This is a genomic window from Micromonospora jinlongensis, assembly GCF_013410645.1.
GTDB lineage: Bacteria > Actinomycetota > Actinomycetes > Mycobacteriales > Micromonosporaceae > Micromonospora > Micromonospora zamorensis.
In genome coordinates, this window is sequence record NZ_JACCHK010000001.1 from 2,117,346 (window position 1) to 2,133,043 (window position 15,698).

The window sequence follows — 15,698 nt, forward strand, 5'->3', positions numbered from 1 at the left end:
CACGGTGATCAAGAGGTTTGCGTCACTTCGGGGCCCGTTCCTGACGCGAACCTCTTGATCACCGGTGGCGGGTTGGGGGATCGGCGCAGGGGGCGGCGGCCGTAGTCGACGGCCACGGCTATGACGAGGGGACCCCAGGCGACCAACGGGGCGTAGTACCGCAGCACCTCCCAGCCCGGAGCCGGATGTGCCGGTTCGTCGCGCCCTATCCCCACCCAGCCGCGGTCCACGACATGGAACATGCTGTTCAGCAACAGATACAGACAGACGGCAACGAGCAACGAGCCGCCGATCAGCGCGACGAGCACGACGGGGCGGGCCGGGATCGAACGCCTGCCGAGCAGCGGCACCCAGTGTGGCACCCGTTGCCCCCAGCGGTACACCAGCCCGAGTGTCGACAGGGCCAACCCCATCGACAGGACGGACAGGAAGACCATGTACCAGGTGGTGGCCGAATCGTCGGTGAACACGAGGGACAGTCGCCAGATCGCCGACGGCAGGACGCAGAACGGGACGGCGTAGGCGGCAGCGACCGCCCAGGGTGAGGGGGCGGCAGCCCAGTCAGGGCCGGGGTCAGTGTGTTTCATGAGCGCTCCGATCGTCGAAGGTCGAGGTCATCGAGGCGTCGGCCGTGGTTGGTCCGGCCGGCGGTTCACGCCGAACGGCGGCGTCCGCGTTCCTGACGCGGCCGGTGGCGAGGGCATAGCCGGTCGTCGTGACACCCAGCGACACTCCCCAGCCGAGGAACACCAGCAGCGTGGCGGCTACCGCCCACCCCTCCCCCACGTCGGCCCAGCGCAGCTCACCCGTGACCAGTCGGCCGACGAACACCGCGACGCTCAGCACGCCGTAGGTGACCAGCGCGAGCGCCACCACCCCGGCCGGGATCAGCGCCAGCAACCGGGGAACGGGTCGACCGCGCAGTCCCGGCACCCAGCGCGGGAACTGCTGCCCCCACCGCTGCACCAACCCGAGAACGAGCAGACCGGCGAGCGGTGGGACGAGGGTGATCGCCACGCCCGCCGGTGTCGAGAGGTTCTGCTGGATGTCGTCCAGTTCCCGCTCGGAGATGCCGAACGGAACGTCGAGCACCCAGAGCGCGTGCGGCACGGCCCACCCGACCACCGGCAGAGCGACAGTCACGTACGCCCAGAGGCGCGTCCACCTTGGCACCGGCCGGTAGCCAGCGGCCAGCGGTGGGCGCGGCGGACCGGACGCGTTCGCCAGCCCGGCGAACAGCACGCCACCGGCCACCAACGCGAGCCGGGCGCCGAGGTCCCGCCAGTCCGAGGGGCGCCCCGCCACCGCCGCCGGAATCTCGAAGAGCAGGTGCAGCGGAAACGCGACCACCAGCAGCAGCGCGGCGGCTGCCCAACTGGGTGTGGCCGCGACGCGGCGGCCAGCGAAGCGGACCGCACACACGACCGCCACCGCGAGCGCGACGCCGACCCCCACCGCTCCCCAGCCCGCCCAGAACGGCAGAGCTTCGACGCGGTCGGCGCCGCACCCGCCCACCGGGTCGACAAGGGCGGTGCGGTCGCAGGCGGTGTACGCCCACCGACCACCCGCGATCCAGTACAGCCGCAGGGCCATCGCAGCGACGACGAAGACGACGCAGGCCGCCGACCACCGTCTGGTCGGGTCGGCCGCCCCTGCGGTCGGCACTGCGGACCCGCGGCCGTATCGGCCCCCGCGAACACCGGACCCTGACGACCAGCCACTGACATTCATGAACCGATGATCTGCGGCGATGGACGCGTTCCTCTTCCCCGGCGGAGGTGAATGCGCTCCCGCAGCCGGGGGATGGACCGTTGCGCTGGAGCCGAAACACGCTGGCGGTTCGTCCGCGCAACGATGAGCATCAGGGGGTGGACCAGCACACGAGCGACGCACGGGTCGCCGACGCACGTGCGCTCCCCGACACCGACGGCGGGTACGACGCCGCGCTGCTCCTGGGGCCCCTCTACCACCTGGTGCGCCGCGCCGACCGGCTACGGGCGCTGCGGGAGGCCGTCCGGGTCACGCGCCCCGGTGGTCACGTTGTGGCCGCTGCCATCTCCCGGTTCGCCGGCCCGCTGGACTTCGCCGCCACCGGACGCCTCGACGAGCACCTGCTCGACGAGGCCAGGACCCTGCTGACCGACGGCACCAACGATTTGCGGACCGGCTTCACCCACGCCTACTTCCACCGGGTCGAGGAGATCACCGACGAGTGCCTGGCGGCAGGGCTGACCGATGTCGTCGTACACGGGGTGGAAGGTCCGGCGTGGCCGGCAGCGGAGGCGGCGGCCGGTGGGCCGGCGCAGGACGCGGTCTTCGCCGCGGCGTTGGATCTCGCCCGGCTCTACAGCACCGAGCCGGCACTGATCGGAGCGAGCGCACACCTCCTGGCCGCCGGGCGCGTCCGGCCGCGCCAGGCGGTCAGGCGGTCAGGCGGCGGATAAGTTTGCGCATGCCGGCCTGCCAACCGTCCGGGTCCTCGGCGCGGCGGCGAGCGTAGTCGGCGACCTCCGGGTGCGGCAGGATCAGGAAACGTTCCTCGGCCAACCCGGCGATCGCCGCGTCGGCGACCTGGTCCGGGGTGAGCACCGCACCGGACGCGGCGATCACCCGGGCGCCGAGGTGGCCCTCGACGATTCCTCCGGCGAGCATCGGAGTGTCCACGCCCTGCGGGCAGAGCGCGCTGACCCGGATGCCGCGGTCCCGGTAGGTGATGGCCAGCCACTCCGCGAACCCCACCGAGGCGTGCTTCGTCGCGGTGTACGCGGCGTCGCCCACCGCCGTCAGCACGCCCGCCGCCGAGCAGGTGTGCAGCAGGTGCCCACCGCCCCGGGCGAGCATCCCGGGCAGCACCGCACGGGCCGAGTAGACGTGGGCGAGCACGTTGACCCGCCACGCCCGGTCCCAACCGGCGTCGTCGACCTCCACTCCCCCGCCGGTGGTCACCCCCGCGTTGGCGCAGAACAGGTCGATCCGGCCGTAGCGCTCCTCGGTGTCGGCGACCAGCTCGCGTACCTGCTCCTCGTCGGTGACGTCGAGGGCGATGGGATGCGCGACCGGGCCGATGCCCTCGGCCACCGCGTCCGCCGCGTCGGCGTCCAGGTCGGCGACCACCACGGCGGCGGCCCCCTCCGCGGCGAAGCGGCGCGACAGCGCGGCCCCGATGCCGCCGGCGCCGCCGGTGACCACCACGATCCGGTCGGTGAGGTTCACGCGGACGCTCCTACGGGGTCGGTGCCCAGCTGGGCGATGAGGGTGGTCAGCGCGCTCGCGCCGCCGGCGGTCACCTCGGGGGTGGGCAGCAGCGCGAAGATCGGTACGTCCACGCCCGCGTCGGCGTAGCGGCGCACCTGGGCGCGGCACCGCTCCGGCGAGCCGTGCAGCACCAGGGCGTCGACCACGTCGTCCGGCACCGCCGCGCTGGCGCCGCGCCGGTCACCGGCGGCCCAGGCCTCCCACATCGGCGCCAGCGCCTCGTCGCGGCCGAGCCAGCGGTGGAACTCGGCGTACGCGGGGACGGTGAGGTAGCTGGTGATCAGCCGGCGGCCCAACGCGCGGGCGTACGTCGCGTCCTCGGTGGGGCAGACGAAGATCCGGGCGGCGACCTCGAAGCCGGGGCGCCGCTCGCCCAGCTCGGCGAGGGCACGCGGCACGTCGTCGGCGCTGAGCCAGTTGAGGATGACCCCGTCGGCCTCCGCGCCGGCCAGCCGGAGCATCCCCGGGCGCAACGCGGCGAGCAGGACCGGCGGCGGCACGGCCGGCGGTCGTTCCAGCGTGAACCGGCGCACGGTGAACGTCTCGTAGACCTCGTCGACGGTCTCGCCGCGCAGCGCGGCGCGCAGGAAACGCAGGACGTCGCGGGTGCGCCGGAACGGCTCGTCGAACCGCACCGCGTTCCAGTCCCGTACGAGCACCGGCGAGGACGCGCCGATGCCGAGCGAGAACCGACCCGGCGCAGCCTCGGCCAACGCCGCCGCGCTCATCGCCAGCAGCCCGGGGCCCCGGGTGAAGACCGGCGTGATGGCGGTGCCGAGCCGCAGCCGAGGTTGCCAGGCGGCGGCGAGGGCCAGCGGGGTGAACGCGTCGGCCCCGGCGACCTCGGACGACCAGACGTCGGTGAACCCGGCCCGGTCGAGCGTCGCGTAGACCGCGGCGTGGTCGGCCAGCGGGATGCCGCCCAGCGGTACCGTCATGCCCCATCGATTCGTCACCGGTCGATCGTGCCCGTTGACGGGGCACGCGAGCAAGATCCCCGTACTGGGCAGAATCGCCGGTTTCCGGCCGTGCCCACCGCCGATGGTGCTACCACTTCGAGGTGGACCGAACCAACGGCACAGGCCGCTGACCATGGGTTCCAGGGCAGCGGGACGCCTGGAGCCGGTCCCTGCGGCGGCCACTCCCGGCCGGGCCACCTTCCTGGAACTCTTCTTCGACCTGGTGTACGTCTTCGCACTCACCCGGATCTCGGCACGCGCGTTCGAGGACCTGACCCAGGATCCGGGTCGGGAGCACGGCTGGGGCACGATCACCGGCGCCGGCAAGACACTGCTGTTGCTGCTCGCGCTCTGGGCGGTCTGGCAGGGCACCGCGTGGACGACCAGCCGCTACGACCCGTACAAGGTGCCCCTGCAGACCGTGGTGATCACCGCGTTGGTGTGCAGCATGCTGATGGGGGTGGCGATTCCCCGGGCGTTCAGCGAGACCGCGCTGCTGTTCGCGGTGGCGTACGTGATCGCGCAGGTGACCCGGCCGTTGATCCTGTCGATCGCGTTGGGACCCCACCCGTACCGCCGGTTGAAGGTGCGCATGGCGGTCGTGTTCGCGTTCAGCGGGGTGTTCTGGATCAGTGGCGCGATGTTGACCACCAACGCGCAGGTGGTGCTCTGGTCGGTGGCGCTCGTCATCGAGTACCTGGCCGCCCGCTGTGGCTGGCCGGTGCCGGGGCTGGGCCGCTCGACGGTCTCCAAGTGGGAGATCGCCGGGGAGCACCTGGCCGAGCGGTACCAGCAGTTCTTCCTCGTCGCGCTGGGCGAGACCATCCTGGTGGCGGGTTTCGCGTACAGCGCGGGGCCGTACGAGTCGGGGCACGTGTGGGCGTTCGCGCTGGCGCTGGCGACCTCGATCATGCTGTGGCGGATCTACGTCCAGCGGGCCGGGCGGATCCTGGGCGAGGCGGTGGTGAAGGCCCGGCACCCCGCCAACATCGGCCGCTCGGCGGCCGACACCCACCTGCTGATGGTGATCGGTCTCGCCGCCACCGCGATCGGCTACGAGCTGATCATCGAGCATCCGCTGGAGCGGATCCCGGGAGCGTGGCTGGCCATGGTGCTCGGTGGGCCGGCGCTGTTCCTGGCCGGCCGGGCCCGCCTGGAGTACGAGGTGTTCGGACGGGTCTCCCCGTCCCGGTGGATCGCCCTCACCGTGCTGGTGGCGTCGTCGGTGCCTCTGCTTCACCTGCCCGGTGTGATCGCCACGGCGTTCGGGGTGGTGGTGTTGGCGACGGTCGCGGTGATCGACGCCCGCCGGGCACGAGGCGCCCCGCCGGAGGCCGCCGCACCACCGTTCTGAACCATCGGCACACGGCGATGTCAAGCCGGCGAGGCCGGATAGTCTCGGCGGGTGACCTTCTCGCTCGTCGCCCGTTCCGCCGACGGCCGCCTGCATGGCGTCGCCGTCGCCAGCAAGTTCCTCGCCGCCGGGGCACTGGTGCCGGCCGCGGCCGCCGAGGTCGGCGCACTGGCCACCCAGGCGCACGTCAACCTCGCGTACCGCCCGCAGGGCCTCACCCTGCTGCGCACCGGTGTGGCCGCCGCCGACGTGGTGGCCGGGCTGGTCGCCGCCGACCCGGAGCGGCAGCACCGCCAGCTCGGCGTGGTGGGGGTCAGCGGTGCGGGCGCCAGCTGGACCGGGCCGGCCTGCCATCCGTGGGCCGGCGGGCGCACCGGCGAAGGCTGGGCCGCGCAGGGCAACGTGCTCACCGGCCCGGAGGTCGTCGACGCCCTCGGCGACGCCTGGCTGGCCGGGTCGACGCTACCGTTCGCCGAGCGGTTGGTGGCCGCGTTGCGGGCCGGCGACCAGGCCGGCGGCGACCGGCGGGGCCGGCAGAGCGCCGGTCTGCTGGTGGTCGAGCGAGGCGGCGGGTACGGCGGCACCAGCGACGTGGTGGTCGACCTTCGCGTGGACGACCACCCGGATCCGGTCGCCGAGCTGGGTCGACTGCTCGCCGTGCACACCATGCTGTTCAGCCGTCCGGACCCGGCCACCCTGCTCGACCTCAGCGGCGCGGTGGCCGAGGAGGTGGCGGCGTTGCTCACGGCGCTGGGCCACCCGGTGACCGACGACGGGACGGAGGCAGCGTTGATCTCCTGGGCGGGGCTGGAGAACCTGGAGGAGCGGCTGGTGCCGGGGCGGATCGACCCGGTCGTCCTGACGCACCTGCGCGGCGTCGCCCCGCACGTCCCCGCGCCCCGCTCCGCGAGCTGACCGGGTCAGCGACCGAAGGCGAGCCAGCGGAAGCCCGCCGCGTCGACCGCGGCCCGACAGCGAGGCTCACAGGCGCCGCGGCCACCCGCCGCCCCGACCTCGCCGCACTCGCAGAGGAACAGGCCCTCGCTGCGCTCGCTGCCCGACCCCACGGCCCCGGGATCCGTCCCGCATACGGCAGTGACGGCTTACCGATACCGATCTATCCATGCTGCTTCCTAGCGTTGCGTCCAGTCATCCCGGCCGGACGTGGGAAGGGAGCCCCGATGACCGAGGAGCCGATCCGCAGCGATTCCCCGCAGCGACAGGTGCCGCTCGGCACCCCGGACGATCCGGGCTCGATCCACGGCCTCGCCGTCGCCGGGTCGACGCTGCTGGTGGCCCACTACCCCGCCGCCGGGTGGGGACGGCTGCACCGGCTGGACCCGCGCACCCTGGCGCCGGTGGCCGATCCCCTCCCGGTCGGCCACCAGCCCCGGGCGGTGGCCTGGCACCCGGGCCGGCGGGCCGCGTACGTGATGAACCGCGGGGTGCAGAGCTACAGCGTGTCGCAGTGCGAGCTGGACACCGGTCGGGTCACGGACATCCCGATCGGCTTCGGCATCATCGCCATCACCGTCGACCCTGCCGCCGACCTGCTGTACGTCGCCGACTGGGCGCACAAGCGGCTGATCGTCGTCGACATCGCCGACCCCTCGAGCCGGCGGATGGTCGAGCTGCCGTCGGCGCCGGTCCGGCTGGCGGTGGGCGCCGGTGGCGACGTACTCGTGACGCTGTCCCTGCAATCGGTGCAGCCGCCGGTGGACGCCCTGGCCGTGGTACACCCGGACGGTTCGCTCCAGGTGGCACCGATCGAGCCCGCACGCCTGCAACCCGGGCCGGTGGCGATCGGGGCCGACGGCCTGGTCCACGTCGGCTCGCTCGGCGGCGGCACGGTGCACCCGCTGGCCGGCGTGCACGACCCGGACACCGGCGTACGGCTCGGCTCCGTCGGCACCGCGGCCGGGGTGCGGGGTCTCGCGGCGCACCCGCACCTGCCCCGGGCCTGGGCGGCGACCGACCGCGGCGCGCAGCTCGTCGACGCGAGCAACCCGTACCTGCCGCAGGTCCTCGACCCGATCCTGACCGGCCGCAGCCCCTACGGCATCGCGGTGGCCGGGGACGGCACGGTCTACGTCGGCGACGACCGCGACGGCACGGTGTCGCTGCTCGAACCCGACCTGACCGAGCTGCCCCTGACGGCCGTCACCACCCTGCTCGATCACGCCGGCTACCCGAGCACCGCTGGACTGGGCGCGGCGATCCGGTCCTACCAGACGGTCCACGAACTGCCCCGGACCGGGCGGCCCGACGCGACGACGGTCGCCCACCTGACCGCGCCCGGCTGCGGAAACGCCGACCCGGGCGCGCCGACCGCCGGCTTCGCCGTGGAGGGGCACCATTTCCAGCACACGAACCTGACCTACCACCTGGGGAACATGCACATGCCCAACGCCCGGCCCGGGTTCACCGACGAGCTCAAGGAGGAGCTGATCCGGGTGTCGTTCGACGAGTGGCGGCGGATCCTCGGGGAGAACTGGTACGGCCCCCTGACGTTCACCCGGGTGGACGACCCGTCGAGGGCGGACATCCTCTTCTCCGTCGGCTACGACCCGGTCTTCGACGACAGCAACTGGTTCCGCACCGTCTACGCAGTGACCAAGTGGGGGGCGTCGCAGGGCTGGCCGGGGGTGGGCGGCCAGCTTCCGGTGATCTTCAACCGGGAGATCGCCTGGGACGCGCCCGGCTACTTCGACCAGGTCTGGCACAACAGCGACTTCCGGCACGTCGCGACGCACGAGATCGGCCACGCGCTGGGCATGCACCACGGCAAGAAGAAGAACGTGATGTACCGCAACGCCACCTGGTACCGGGTGCCGAAGTCCGACGACCAGGCCGGCTTCCGTTACATGTACGGCCGCCTGCCGTTCGTGTCCGGCATCGGTACGCAGGTCCTGCCCGGCCACAACCACGTCGCCGGTCCGGACTGCGAGCAGCACCTGCTGGTGTACTTCGGGGACGGCGAGGACTGGGCGTACACCCGTCTCACCGCCGACCTGGGCGCGCCGCGACTGGAGCGCGGTCACGCGGTCAGCGCCTTCTTCGCCCACGACGGGGTGCCGTCCTACGTGTACCGGGGCACCGACGACCGGGCGCACCAGCTCTGGTTCGCCGACGGCTCGTGGTGGTGGAACGACCTGAACGCCGAGAGCGGTGGCGCGCCGCCGGTCGGCGGGCAGCCGCACGCCTACCGCAACGGCGACACCCAGCGGGTCGTGTACGCCGCCGACGACGGAAGGGTGATCCGGCTGTCGCAGCCGCCGGGGCAGGGCTGGTCGTGGGAGGACGTCTCGCAGCCTGGCGCCGGCCACCCGATCGGCGCCCCCTTCGGGTACGTCGACCACGGCACCGGTCTGGACGTCATCGCGTACCGGGACAACGAGGAGGGTCTGCGGATCCTCCAGGAGGGCCCGGCACAGTGGACGAACCTCTCGCTGACCTGGGCCACACAGCAGGAGAACCCGCTGCCGTTGACCGGCCACCCGGTGTGGGGCATGGCCGGCGCCGGTGAACAGCACCGGCTCTTCGCCCTGGACCACCGGCAGGACATCCGGCTGTACTTCCTCGGCGCCGACGGCTGGCACACCCGGTCGCTCACGGCGGAGCTGGGCCTGCCGCCGGCCAGCGCCCTGGCGGTGCAGCGCATCTTCAGCGTCGACGACGTCGAGTTGGCCTGGGTGCTGGTCTTCGCCGACTTCGACGGGCGGCTGTGGGAGGTGCGCTCCTCCGGCGACGGCTGGACGGTGCACCAGATCCAGGCCGAGGGCATGACGCCCGCCGGGCTGCACCTGGTGTCGGTGTGGCTGAGCGACACCGAGCGGCACGTCGCTCAACTCGCCGCGAACGGCACCATCCAGCTGCTGTCCCGCTCACTCAGCGACGTGGTGGCCGACGAGTGGCGGGCACGGAACCTCACCGTGCTGACCGGGGCGGTCTGACCGGGGCGGTCAGGCCCGGACCCGGGCACGGGTGGGTGCGCGCCCGTTTTCCGTACCGCTGAGTTGTGCGAGCATTGTCGTCCCCTGTGTCTTCCCCGATGGAAGGATCCCCGTGGCAGAGACGGCACCCCACCCGTCCACCGAGCCCGCCAAGATCGACACCACCGTTCCGCACTCGGCCCGGATCTGGAACTACTGGCTGGGCGGCAAGGACAACTTCGAGATCGACCGCCAGGCCGGTGAGCAGGTACGCCAGCTCTTCCCGGCGATGATCGAGACGGCGCGCGAGTCCCGGGCGTTCCTGTCCCGCGCGGTGCGGTTCCTCGCTGGCGAGGCGGGCATCGGGCAGTTCCTCGACGTCGGCACGGGGCTGCCCACCGCCGACAACACCCACGAGGTCGCCCAGCGGGTCAACCCGCGCAGCCGCGTGGTCTACGTGGACAACGACCCGATGGTGCTGGCGCACGCGCGGGCGCTGCTCGTTGGCAGCCCGGAGGGCCTGACCCGCTACATCCACGCCGATCTGCGAGAGCCCGCGGCGGTGCTCCGGCAGGCCGCCGAGCACCTCGACCTCACCCGGCCCGTCGCGGTGCTGCTGTTCGGCGTCATGGGCCACGTCGGCGACGACGACGAGGCGGTCGCCATCATCCGCACGCTGCTCGACGCCATGCCGTCCGGCAGCTACGTCGCGCTCTCCGACGGCACCGACACCAGCGCGGGCGTGGTCGAGTCGCACCGGCAGTACAACGAGAGCGGCGCGCTGCCGTACCACCTGCGCAGCCCGCAGCGGCTCGCCCGCTTCTTCGAGGGCTTGGAGCTGGTCGAGCCCGGTCTGGTGCCGTTCACCCACTGGCGACCCGAGCACGACGGCGCGCCGACGGACTTGGACGGCTACTGCGCGGTCGGCCGCAAACCCTGATCGGCAGCCGCCGCACCACCGGGCAGCCCATCCGAACTCGACAAGCTCTCGGTGAGCCGCGCGCACTCGACGGAGAACGCCGCGCGAACCGGGTCCACCGGCCGGCTCAGCCCTTGACCCGGGGCACCAGCCGGTGCACGACGGTGAGTGCCAGCGCCATCACCACCGCCATCGTGCCGGCGATCCCGGCGGCGCTGCCCGCGTACCCGATGAACAGGGGCCGCCGGCTCAACTCGTCCGGCCCGGTGTCACGCAGCTCGATCAGCCAGGCCAGGGCCAGCCCAGAGGCGACCAGGGCGAGCACACCGCCCAGCCCGAGCACCAGCGCGGCGACCCGGTGCGCGTCGCCGGGCGCCACCTCGGCCTGTTCCCGTTGGGTGACCAGCAGGACCAGCCCGGCCAGCGCCGCCCAGACACCCACCACCAGGTACGCGGCGACCGCGTCGCTGGGCCGGTGCCAACCGGCGGAGAGGGTGGCCACCCCGGCGACGGCGGCGTAGCCGGCACCGATGAAGGCGCCGACCGCCCGCACCTTGCGGGGCAGGACGAGCATCAGCGCGATCGCCACCGACGCGGCCACCGTGGTGTGCCCGCTGGGCAGGCTGTTGCCCACCGCGGCGCGCTCCGGGTCGAGGCCGAAGTCGGGCCGGCTCAGCCCGTGCTTCAGCAGTTGGGTCGAGACGTTCGCCCCGGCGATCAGCAGGGTCGCGGTGATGGCGAGGGCGATCCGCCCCCGGATCAGCGCGATGAACCCGATCATCGCGGTGGCGGCCACCAGGGAGACCACCGACATCGCGTTGAGGATCCGGTCGACGGGTCCGTCGATGGTGTCCTGCCCGATCCGGTTGCCGGTCAGCGCGACAGTGTCCACCCACTGACCGATCTCGGTGTGCACGGCCACCCGCCAGACGGCGAGGAAGGCGGCCGCCTGGACGAGGGCCAGTACGACCAACCAGACCGCGGTCCAACCCCGTGCCGTCGCGCGCATCCGCACACCGTAGCGGCCGGTCGCGGCCGACCGACCGGTGGCCCGCCGGCCGCCGCCGGTTAGGTTGTGCCTGAGACGAGGAGGCGGTGGTGGGCGGTGCACCGGAGGGCGACAGCGGGCAGGCCGTACCCGGCCCGGACCAGCGGGCGGGTGCCGACCCGGGGCCGGCCCGGCCGGAGTCGCTGACGGATCTGCTGGGCGGGCGACGCGGCGCCATCGACGCCACGCTCCCGCCGCTGGCGTTCGCGGTGGGCTGGCTGCTGGGTGGCGAGTCGCTGTGGGGTGGGGTCGGCGCGGCGCTCGTCGTGGGCGCGGTGGTTGCCGGCGTACGGCTGCGTCGCGGTGACCGCCCACGCTCGGTGCTGATCGGGTTGCTGGCGGTCTGTGTCGCGGCGTTGATCGCGGTGCGCACCGGCCGGGCCGAGAACTTCTTCCTTCTCCAGGTGCTCTCCAACGCCGCCAGCGCGCTCGCGTGGGCGGTCAGCATCGTGGTGCGTTGGCCGCTGCTCGGTGTGCTGGTCGGGGTGGTGCTGGGCCAGCGTGCCCGGTGGCGGCGGGACCCGGCGCTGCTGCGCGGGTACGGCCGGGCCAGTTGGGTGTGGACGGCGACCTACGTGTTGCGGGTCGCGGTGTTCGTGCCGCTCTACCTTGGCGGGCAGGTGCTCGCGCTGGTGGTGGCCCGGGTGGCTCTGACCTGGCCGCTGGTCGCCGCGGCGCTGGGGTTGAGCTGGGTGGTGCTGCGGCGGTCGTTGCCGGCCGGGCACCCGGGTCTGCGTCATCCGGTCACCGTGGACCCGGTCGCACCGCCCCGCTGACCCGAAGGGGATCGGTCGGGGACGGTCCGGAGTGGGCGGTGGCGGGGCAAAAAAGTGGAGAGGCCGCCACGGGGGGAGCGGCCTCTCCGGTGACGTACGTTACTCCGTCGTGTGCTTCGGCGTGATCCCGTGACGGCCCGAATTTCTGGGCTTTTTCGCGGCTGGCTCCAGTCCGGGCGGTGGGGTGGGCCAGCCGATCCGCTGCGTCGGCCAGATGGCCGGCCCACCCCGGCCTGACCGTGGGTGTCAGGCCGTCCGCCGGCCCGGGTCCGGCGTTCCCCGGACCCGGGCGGATCCTGGGGTGGGCGGTCCACGCCACCCACCCCGGGTCGCCTCAGCCGTTCGGGAACAGGCTGCCGTAGTCGGCGTACGCCATGGCGACGTCAGCCTGTGCCCAGAACCGGTGGTAGTTGAAGCTGGGCTCCGGGCCACCGTCCAGGTACGCCTGCACCTTGGGCCAGTCCGGGTCGTTCTTGTAGAAGGACCGGATGTCGAGGAAGCTCTTGCCGGCGGCGATGGTGTCGCCGTTCGGCATCTTCCCGGTCCAGCCCGGCGGGACGTAGAGGCCCTGACCGGTGGACGCGTTGTAGACGTCGTCGAAGCGCCGGTAGTCGCCACGCTTCTCGGTGGTGGAGACACCCTTGGCGTCGCTGGCGGCGGACAGCGCGTCGAGCAGCCCCTTGGCGGTGTCCTTGGCCGCCACGTTGCCCGACTTGGCCGCGTACGCGATCAGGATCCGGGCGTAGGCGGCGGTGACACCGACGTCCTGACCCTTGCTGATGACCTCTACGTGCAGGCCGGTGTTGGGCTGCGGGTTGGACGGGTTCCAGGTGGTCGGCTGGCCGGTCCACGCCATGTCCGACGGGATCGACCAGTTGGTGCCGAGGGTGGTGTTGGCGATCGCCCAGGGCACCCACTTGTCCAGCAAGGCCTTGGCCTTCGCGTTGCCGGTCTGCTGGTACAGCTCGGCGATGCGCTGCATCGACCAGGCCTGCATGCCGAACCACTGGTTCGACGGCGGGTCGTTGTAGACCGGGTCGACGTCGTAGAACATGCCGTAGAAGGTGCTGGTGCCGGCCGGCGGCTGGGCGTAGCTACCGTCCCAACTGTTGGTGGCGCCACCGGCGATGCCGCCCTCGGCGGACTGCAACCAGGTGTAGAACTCCAGCTGCCGCTCGAAGCTCTTGGTCCAGTCGGCGACCGCGGTCGACGACTGCGGCTTGAGCTCCGGGGTGTTGGTCAGCGCCCAGGCCGCGAACGGGTTCTGGTAGCCGAAGTGGTTGTGGCTGGAGCCGATCCGCCAGGACCAGTTCTGGCTGGCGTCGTACGCGCCGCCCCAGGCGTAGTACCAGGACAGCAGGTAGTGCGCCGAGTCCTTGCCGCTGCCGGCGGGGCAGGTGCTCGCCCCGACGCAGTTGCCGATCTTCTTGAAGTACTTGTCGAACATCGCGTACCGCAGGTAGTCGCCCATCTTGGCGGCCTTGGCGATGGTGGCTGCGACGTCGGCCTGCTTGTTCTGCGCCTTGGCCCAGGTCAGCGCCCAGTACGCGGCCTGCACGGCGCGGGCGTCGGCGTCCGGGGCGTTGGTGTACTTCCACTGCTTGGCGGGGGCGCCGGTGTCCTTGACGAACAGGTCGAGGTAACCGTACTGACCGCCGTGCTTGAAGGTGTCGCAGGAGGGCTGCGGGACGGTCTCCCACACCGACTCCTGGGTGCCCCGCTGGAAGGTGTTGATGTAGGCCGGCTTGGTGGTGCCGTCACCGCAGCGGCCGAAGCCGTAGGTGTTGTCGACGTCCATCAACCAGTGCATGCCGTAGATGTCGCCGGTGCCGTAGGTGGACTGCAACTCCGAGCGCAGCGGGTCCTGACCGACCGGCACGTTCGGGTTCAGCGCCGACGGGTACTGGCTGGGCAGGTTGTACTCCGCGGCGTACTGCGGCGTTCCCGCGGAGCCGGCGGTTGGCTGGTCGGCGTGCGTGGGGATGATGTACTTCTCCATCACCGTCCAGGCGTTGTTGAACGGGGCCCAGTTCTGGGTGACCTTGCCGTAGTAGGCCTCCAGCCAGAGCCAGAAGCTGAACGCCTCCGAGGTGGTCTCGTGCCCGTGGTCGGGCGCCTCGACGATCAGCGTCTCCACCGAGTGGTACGGCACGCCCTCGGGGCTGAAGTAGCCCGAGTTCTTGATCTTGCCGTACTGGTCGAGGAACTTCGCGATGTAGGTGTTGTCGCCGCCGGGGGTGTCGTTGTCGATCTCGGTGGCGGTGACCGCCAGCGAGGCGAGACCGGTGGCGGAGGCGGTGATGGTGGCGGCACCGCCGGCGGTGTCGGTGTCCTCCGCCGCGGCGACCGTGACGGTGACCCCGGTGTTCCAGTTGCTCGGGGTCAGCGTGGCGGTGGCCGGCGAGACCGTGACATCGGTGTCGCCGGTGCGGGTGAGAGTGACCGGCACGTTGGCCGTCGGCGCGGCGCTGAGCTTCAGGTTGAAGGTGGCGGTGCCACCCTCGGCGACGCTCACCGCCGACGGCGTGGCGACCAGCGTCGGGCCCGTGGCGGCACCGACGGTGAACGCCTTCTCGTCGACCCCGATGCCGTTGGCGTTGTCGTACGCCTTGGCCTGGACGGTGTAGCTGCCGGCCGGCAGGTCCTCCTGGGTGTACGCGTACGGGGCGGAGGTGTCGGTGTTGACCAGCAGACCGTTGCGGTAGAACTCGACCTTGCTGATCGTCCCGTCCGGGTCGCTGGCGGTGGCGGTCAGCGGCACGTCGGCCGGAGCGGTGAACGGCCCGGTCGGCAGGCCGAGTGAGACCGTCGGCGGCTGATTGGCCGGGGTGCCGTTGCAGGGGGTCCCGTTCAGGGTGAACGAGGTGGGCTTCGGGTTGCTGCCCGAGTGGGAGCCGTTGAAGCCGATGGTGGTGGAGGCCCCGGTGGCAAGGTTGCCGTTGTACGACTCGTTGGTCGCGGTGACCTCACTGCCGGACTGGCTGAATCTGGCCGACCAGCCCTGGGTGACCCGCTGACTGCTGTTCGGGAAGGTCCACTTGAGCGTCCAGTTGCTCACCGGGTCACCCAGGTTCTTGATGGTGACGTTCGCGGTGAAGCCGGCGTTCCAGTCGTTGGTCGCGTAGACCACATCGCAGGCGGGCGCGGCCTGCGCGGCGCCGGCAGGCAGGGTCACCCCGCCGACGGCGAGCGCGGCGGCGGCGATGATCGCCACTCGACGGCGTCGTGCCAGTTGTCTCATGTGCGCGGTGTCTCCTCGGACCAGGCCGGGGTGGTCCCCGGCGTGGCGCCTGCCCGCGAGGGTGGTGGTCCGCGGGGGATTCGAGGCGCCGGGAAGGTGGTCTTCCCCGGGCCCGGCCGGGGTAGGGCGGTGCGGCCCGCACGGGAGGGGGTCCCGCCGGCTGCGCTCGGGTGACCGTGACCGGAGGTGGTGCTGCCGGCTGCCCTCGGTGGAC

General features: G+C 72.3%; 12 protein-coding genes. 6 read left to right on the top strand and 6 right to left on the bottom strand.

What is annotated here, in order from left to right; all coding sequences use genetic code 11:
- Positions 1-8: 8 nt before the first annotated feature.
- Together HNR22_RS08960 and HNR22_RS08965 are read right to left on the bottom strand one after the other, a co-directional pair.
- Entirely contained in the window at positions 9-587 is a 579-nt protein-coding gene (locus HNR22_RS08960) for a hypothetical protein (RefSeq protein ID WP_179779968.1), read from the bottom strand.
- The gene (locus HNR22_RS08965) at positions 574-1,665 is read right to left on the bottom strand and encodes a hypothetical protein (RefSeq protein WP_179779969.1); all 1,092 of its coding nucleotides are present in this window, start codon (positions 1,663-1,665) and stop codon (positions 574-576) included. Before HNR22_RS08965 ends, HNR22_RS08960 begins: the two co-directional genes overlap by 14 nt.
- A gap of 203 nt (positions 1,666-1,868) precedes the next feature.
- Between HNR22_RS08965 and HNR22_RS08970 the strand changes: the two genes are divergently transcribed.
- On the top strand, positions 1,869-2,444 hold the full coding sequence (locus tag HNR22_RS08970) for a methyltransferase domain-containing protein (protein ID WP_343059747.1): 576 nt from the start codon (positions 1,869-1,871) through the stop codon (positions 2,442-2,444).
- Here HNR22_RS08970 and HNR22_RS08975 read toward each other — a convergent pair.
- Both HNR22_RS08975 and HNR22_RS08980 read right to left on the bottom strand, forming a co-directional pair.
- Positions 2,422-3,213: an SDR family NAD(P)-dependent oxidoreductase gene (locus HNR22_RS08975; protein WP_179779970.1), complete on the bottom strand. Its 792-nt coding sequence runs from the start codon at positions 3,211-3,213 to the stop codon at positions 2,422-2,424. The genes HNR22_RS08970 and HNR22_RS08975 overlap by 23 nt on opposite strands.
- The gene (locus HNR22_RS08980) at positions 3,210-4,193 is read right to left on the bottom strand and encodes an LLM class F420-dependent oxidoreductase (RefSeq protein ID WP_179779971.1); all 984 of its coding nucleotides are present in this window, start codon (positions 4,191-4,193) and stop codon (positions 3,210-3,212) included. The genes HNR22_RS08975 and HNR22_RS08980 overlap by 4 nt, the downstream gene beginning before the upstream one ends.
- Positions 4,194-4,347: 154 nt before the next feature.
- On the opposite strand from HNR22_RS08980, the gene HNR22_RS08985 reads away from it, so the two are divergent.
- From HNR22_RS08985 to HNR22_RS09000, 4 genes are all read left to right on the top strand, one after another.
- Entirely contained in the window at positions 4,348-5,568 is a 1,221-nt protein-coding gene (locus HNR22_RS08985; RefSeq protein WP_179779972.1) for a low temperature requirement protein A, read from the top strand.
- A 51-nt stretch (positions 5,569-5,619) separates the two neighbouring features.
- Positions 5,620-6,483 (top strand): DUF1028 domain-containing protein, encoded by an 864-nt coding sequence (locus HNR22_RS08990; protein WP_179779973.1) that lies wholly within the window; start codon positions 5,620-5,622, stop codon positions 6,481-6,483.
- A 266-nt stretch (positions 6,484-6,749) separates the two neighbouring features.
- Complete coding sequence (locus HNR22_RS08995) at positions 6,750-9,521, top strand: matrixin family metalloprotease (protein WP_179779974.1); 2,772 nt, start codon at positions 6,750-6,752, stop codon at positions 9,519-9,521.
- A 112-nt stretch (positions 9,522-9,633) separates the two neighbouring features.
- Entirely contained in the window at positions 9,634-10,440 is an 807-nt protein-coding gene (locus tag HNR22_RS09000) for an SAM-dependent methyltransferase (RefSeq protein ID WP_343059748.1), read from the top strand.
- Positions 10,441-10,546: 106 nt separating this feature from the next.
- Here HNR22_RS09000 and HNR22_RS09005 read toward each other — a convergent pair whose 3' ends face one another.
- Positions 10,547-11,434, bottom strand: a complete 888-nt coding sequence (locus HNR22_RS09005) for a phosphatase PAP2 family protein (RefSeq protein WP_179779975.1) — start codon at positions 11,432-11,434, stop codon at positions 10,547-10,549.
- Positions 11,435-11,619: 185 nt separating this feature from the next.
- Between HNR22_RS09005 and HNR22_RS09010 the strand changes: the two genes are divergently transcribed.
- Positions 11,620-12,243 carry a DUF3159 domain-containing protein gene (locus tag HNR22_RS09010; RefSeq protein ID WP_425488096.1) on the top strand — a complete coding sequence of 208 codons (624 nt, stop codon included), beginning with the start codon at positions 11,620-11,622 and terminating at the stop codon, positions 12,241-12,243.
- Positions 12,244-12,577: 334 nt separating this feature from the next.
- Here HNR22_RS09010 and HNR22_RS09015 read toward each other — a convergent pair whose 3' ends face one another.
- Entirely contained in the window at positions 12,578-15,484 is a 2,907-nt protein-coding gene (locus HNR22_RS09015) for a glycoside hydrolase family 48 protein (protein ID WP_179779977.1), read from the bottom strand.
- Positions 15,485-15,698: the final 214 nt, after the last annotated feature.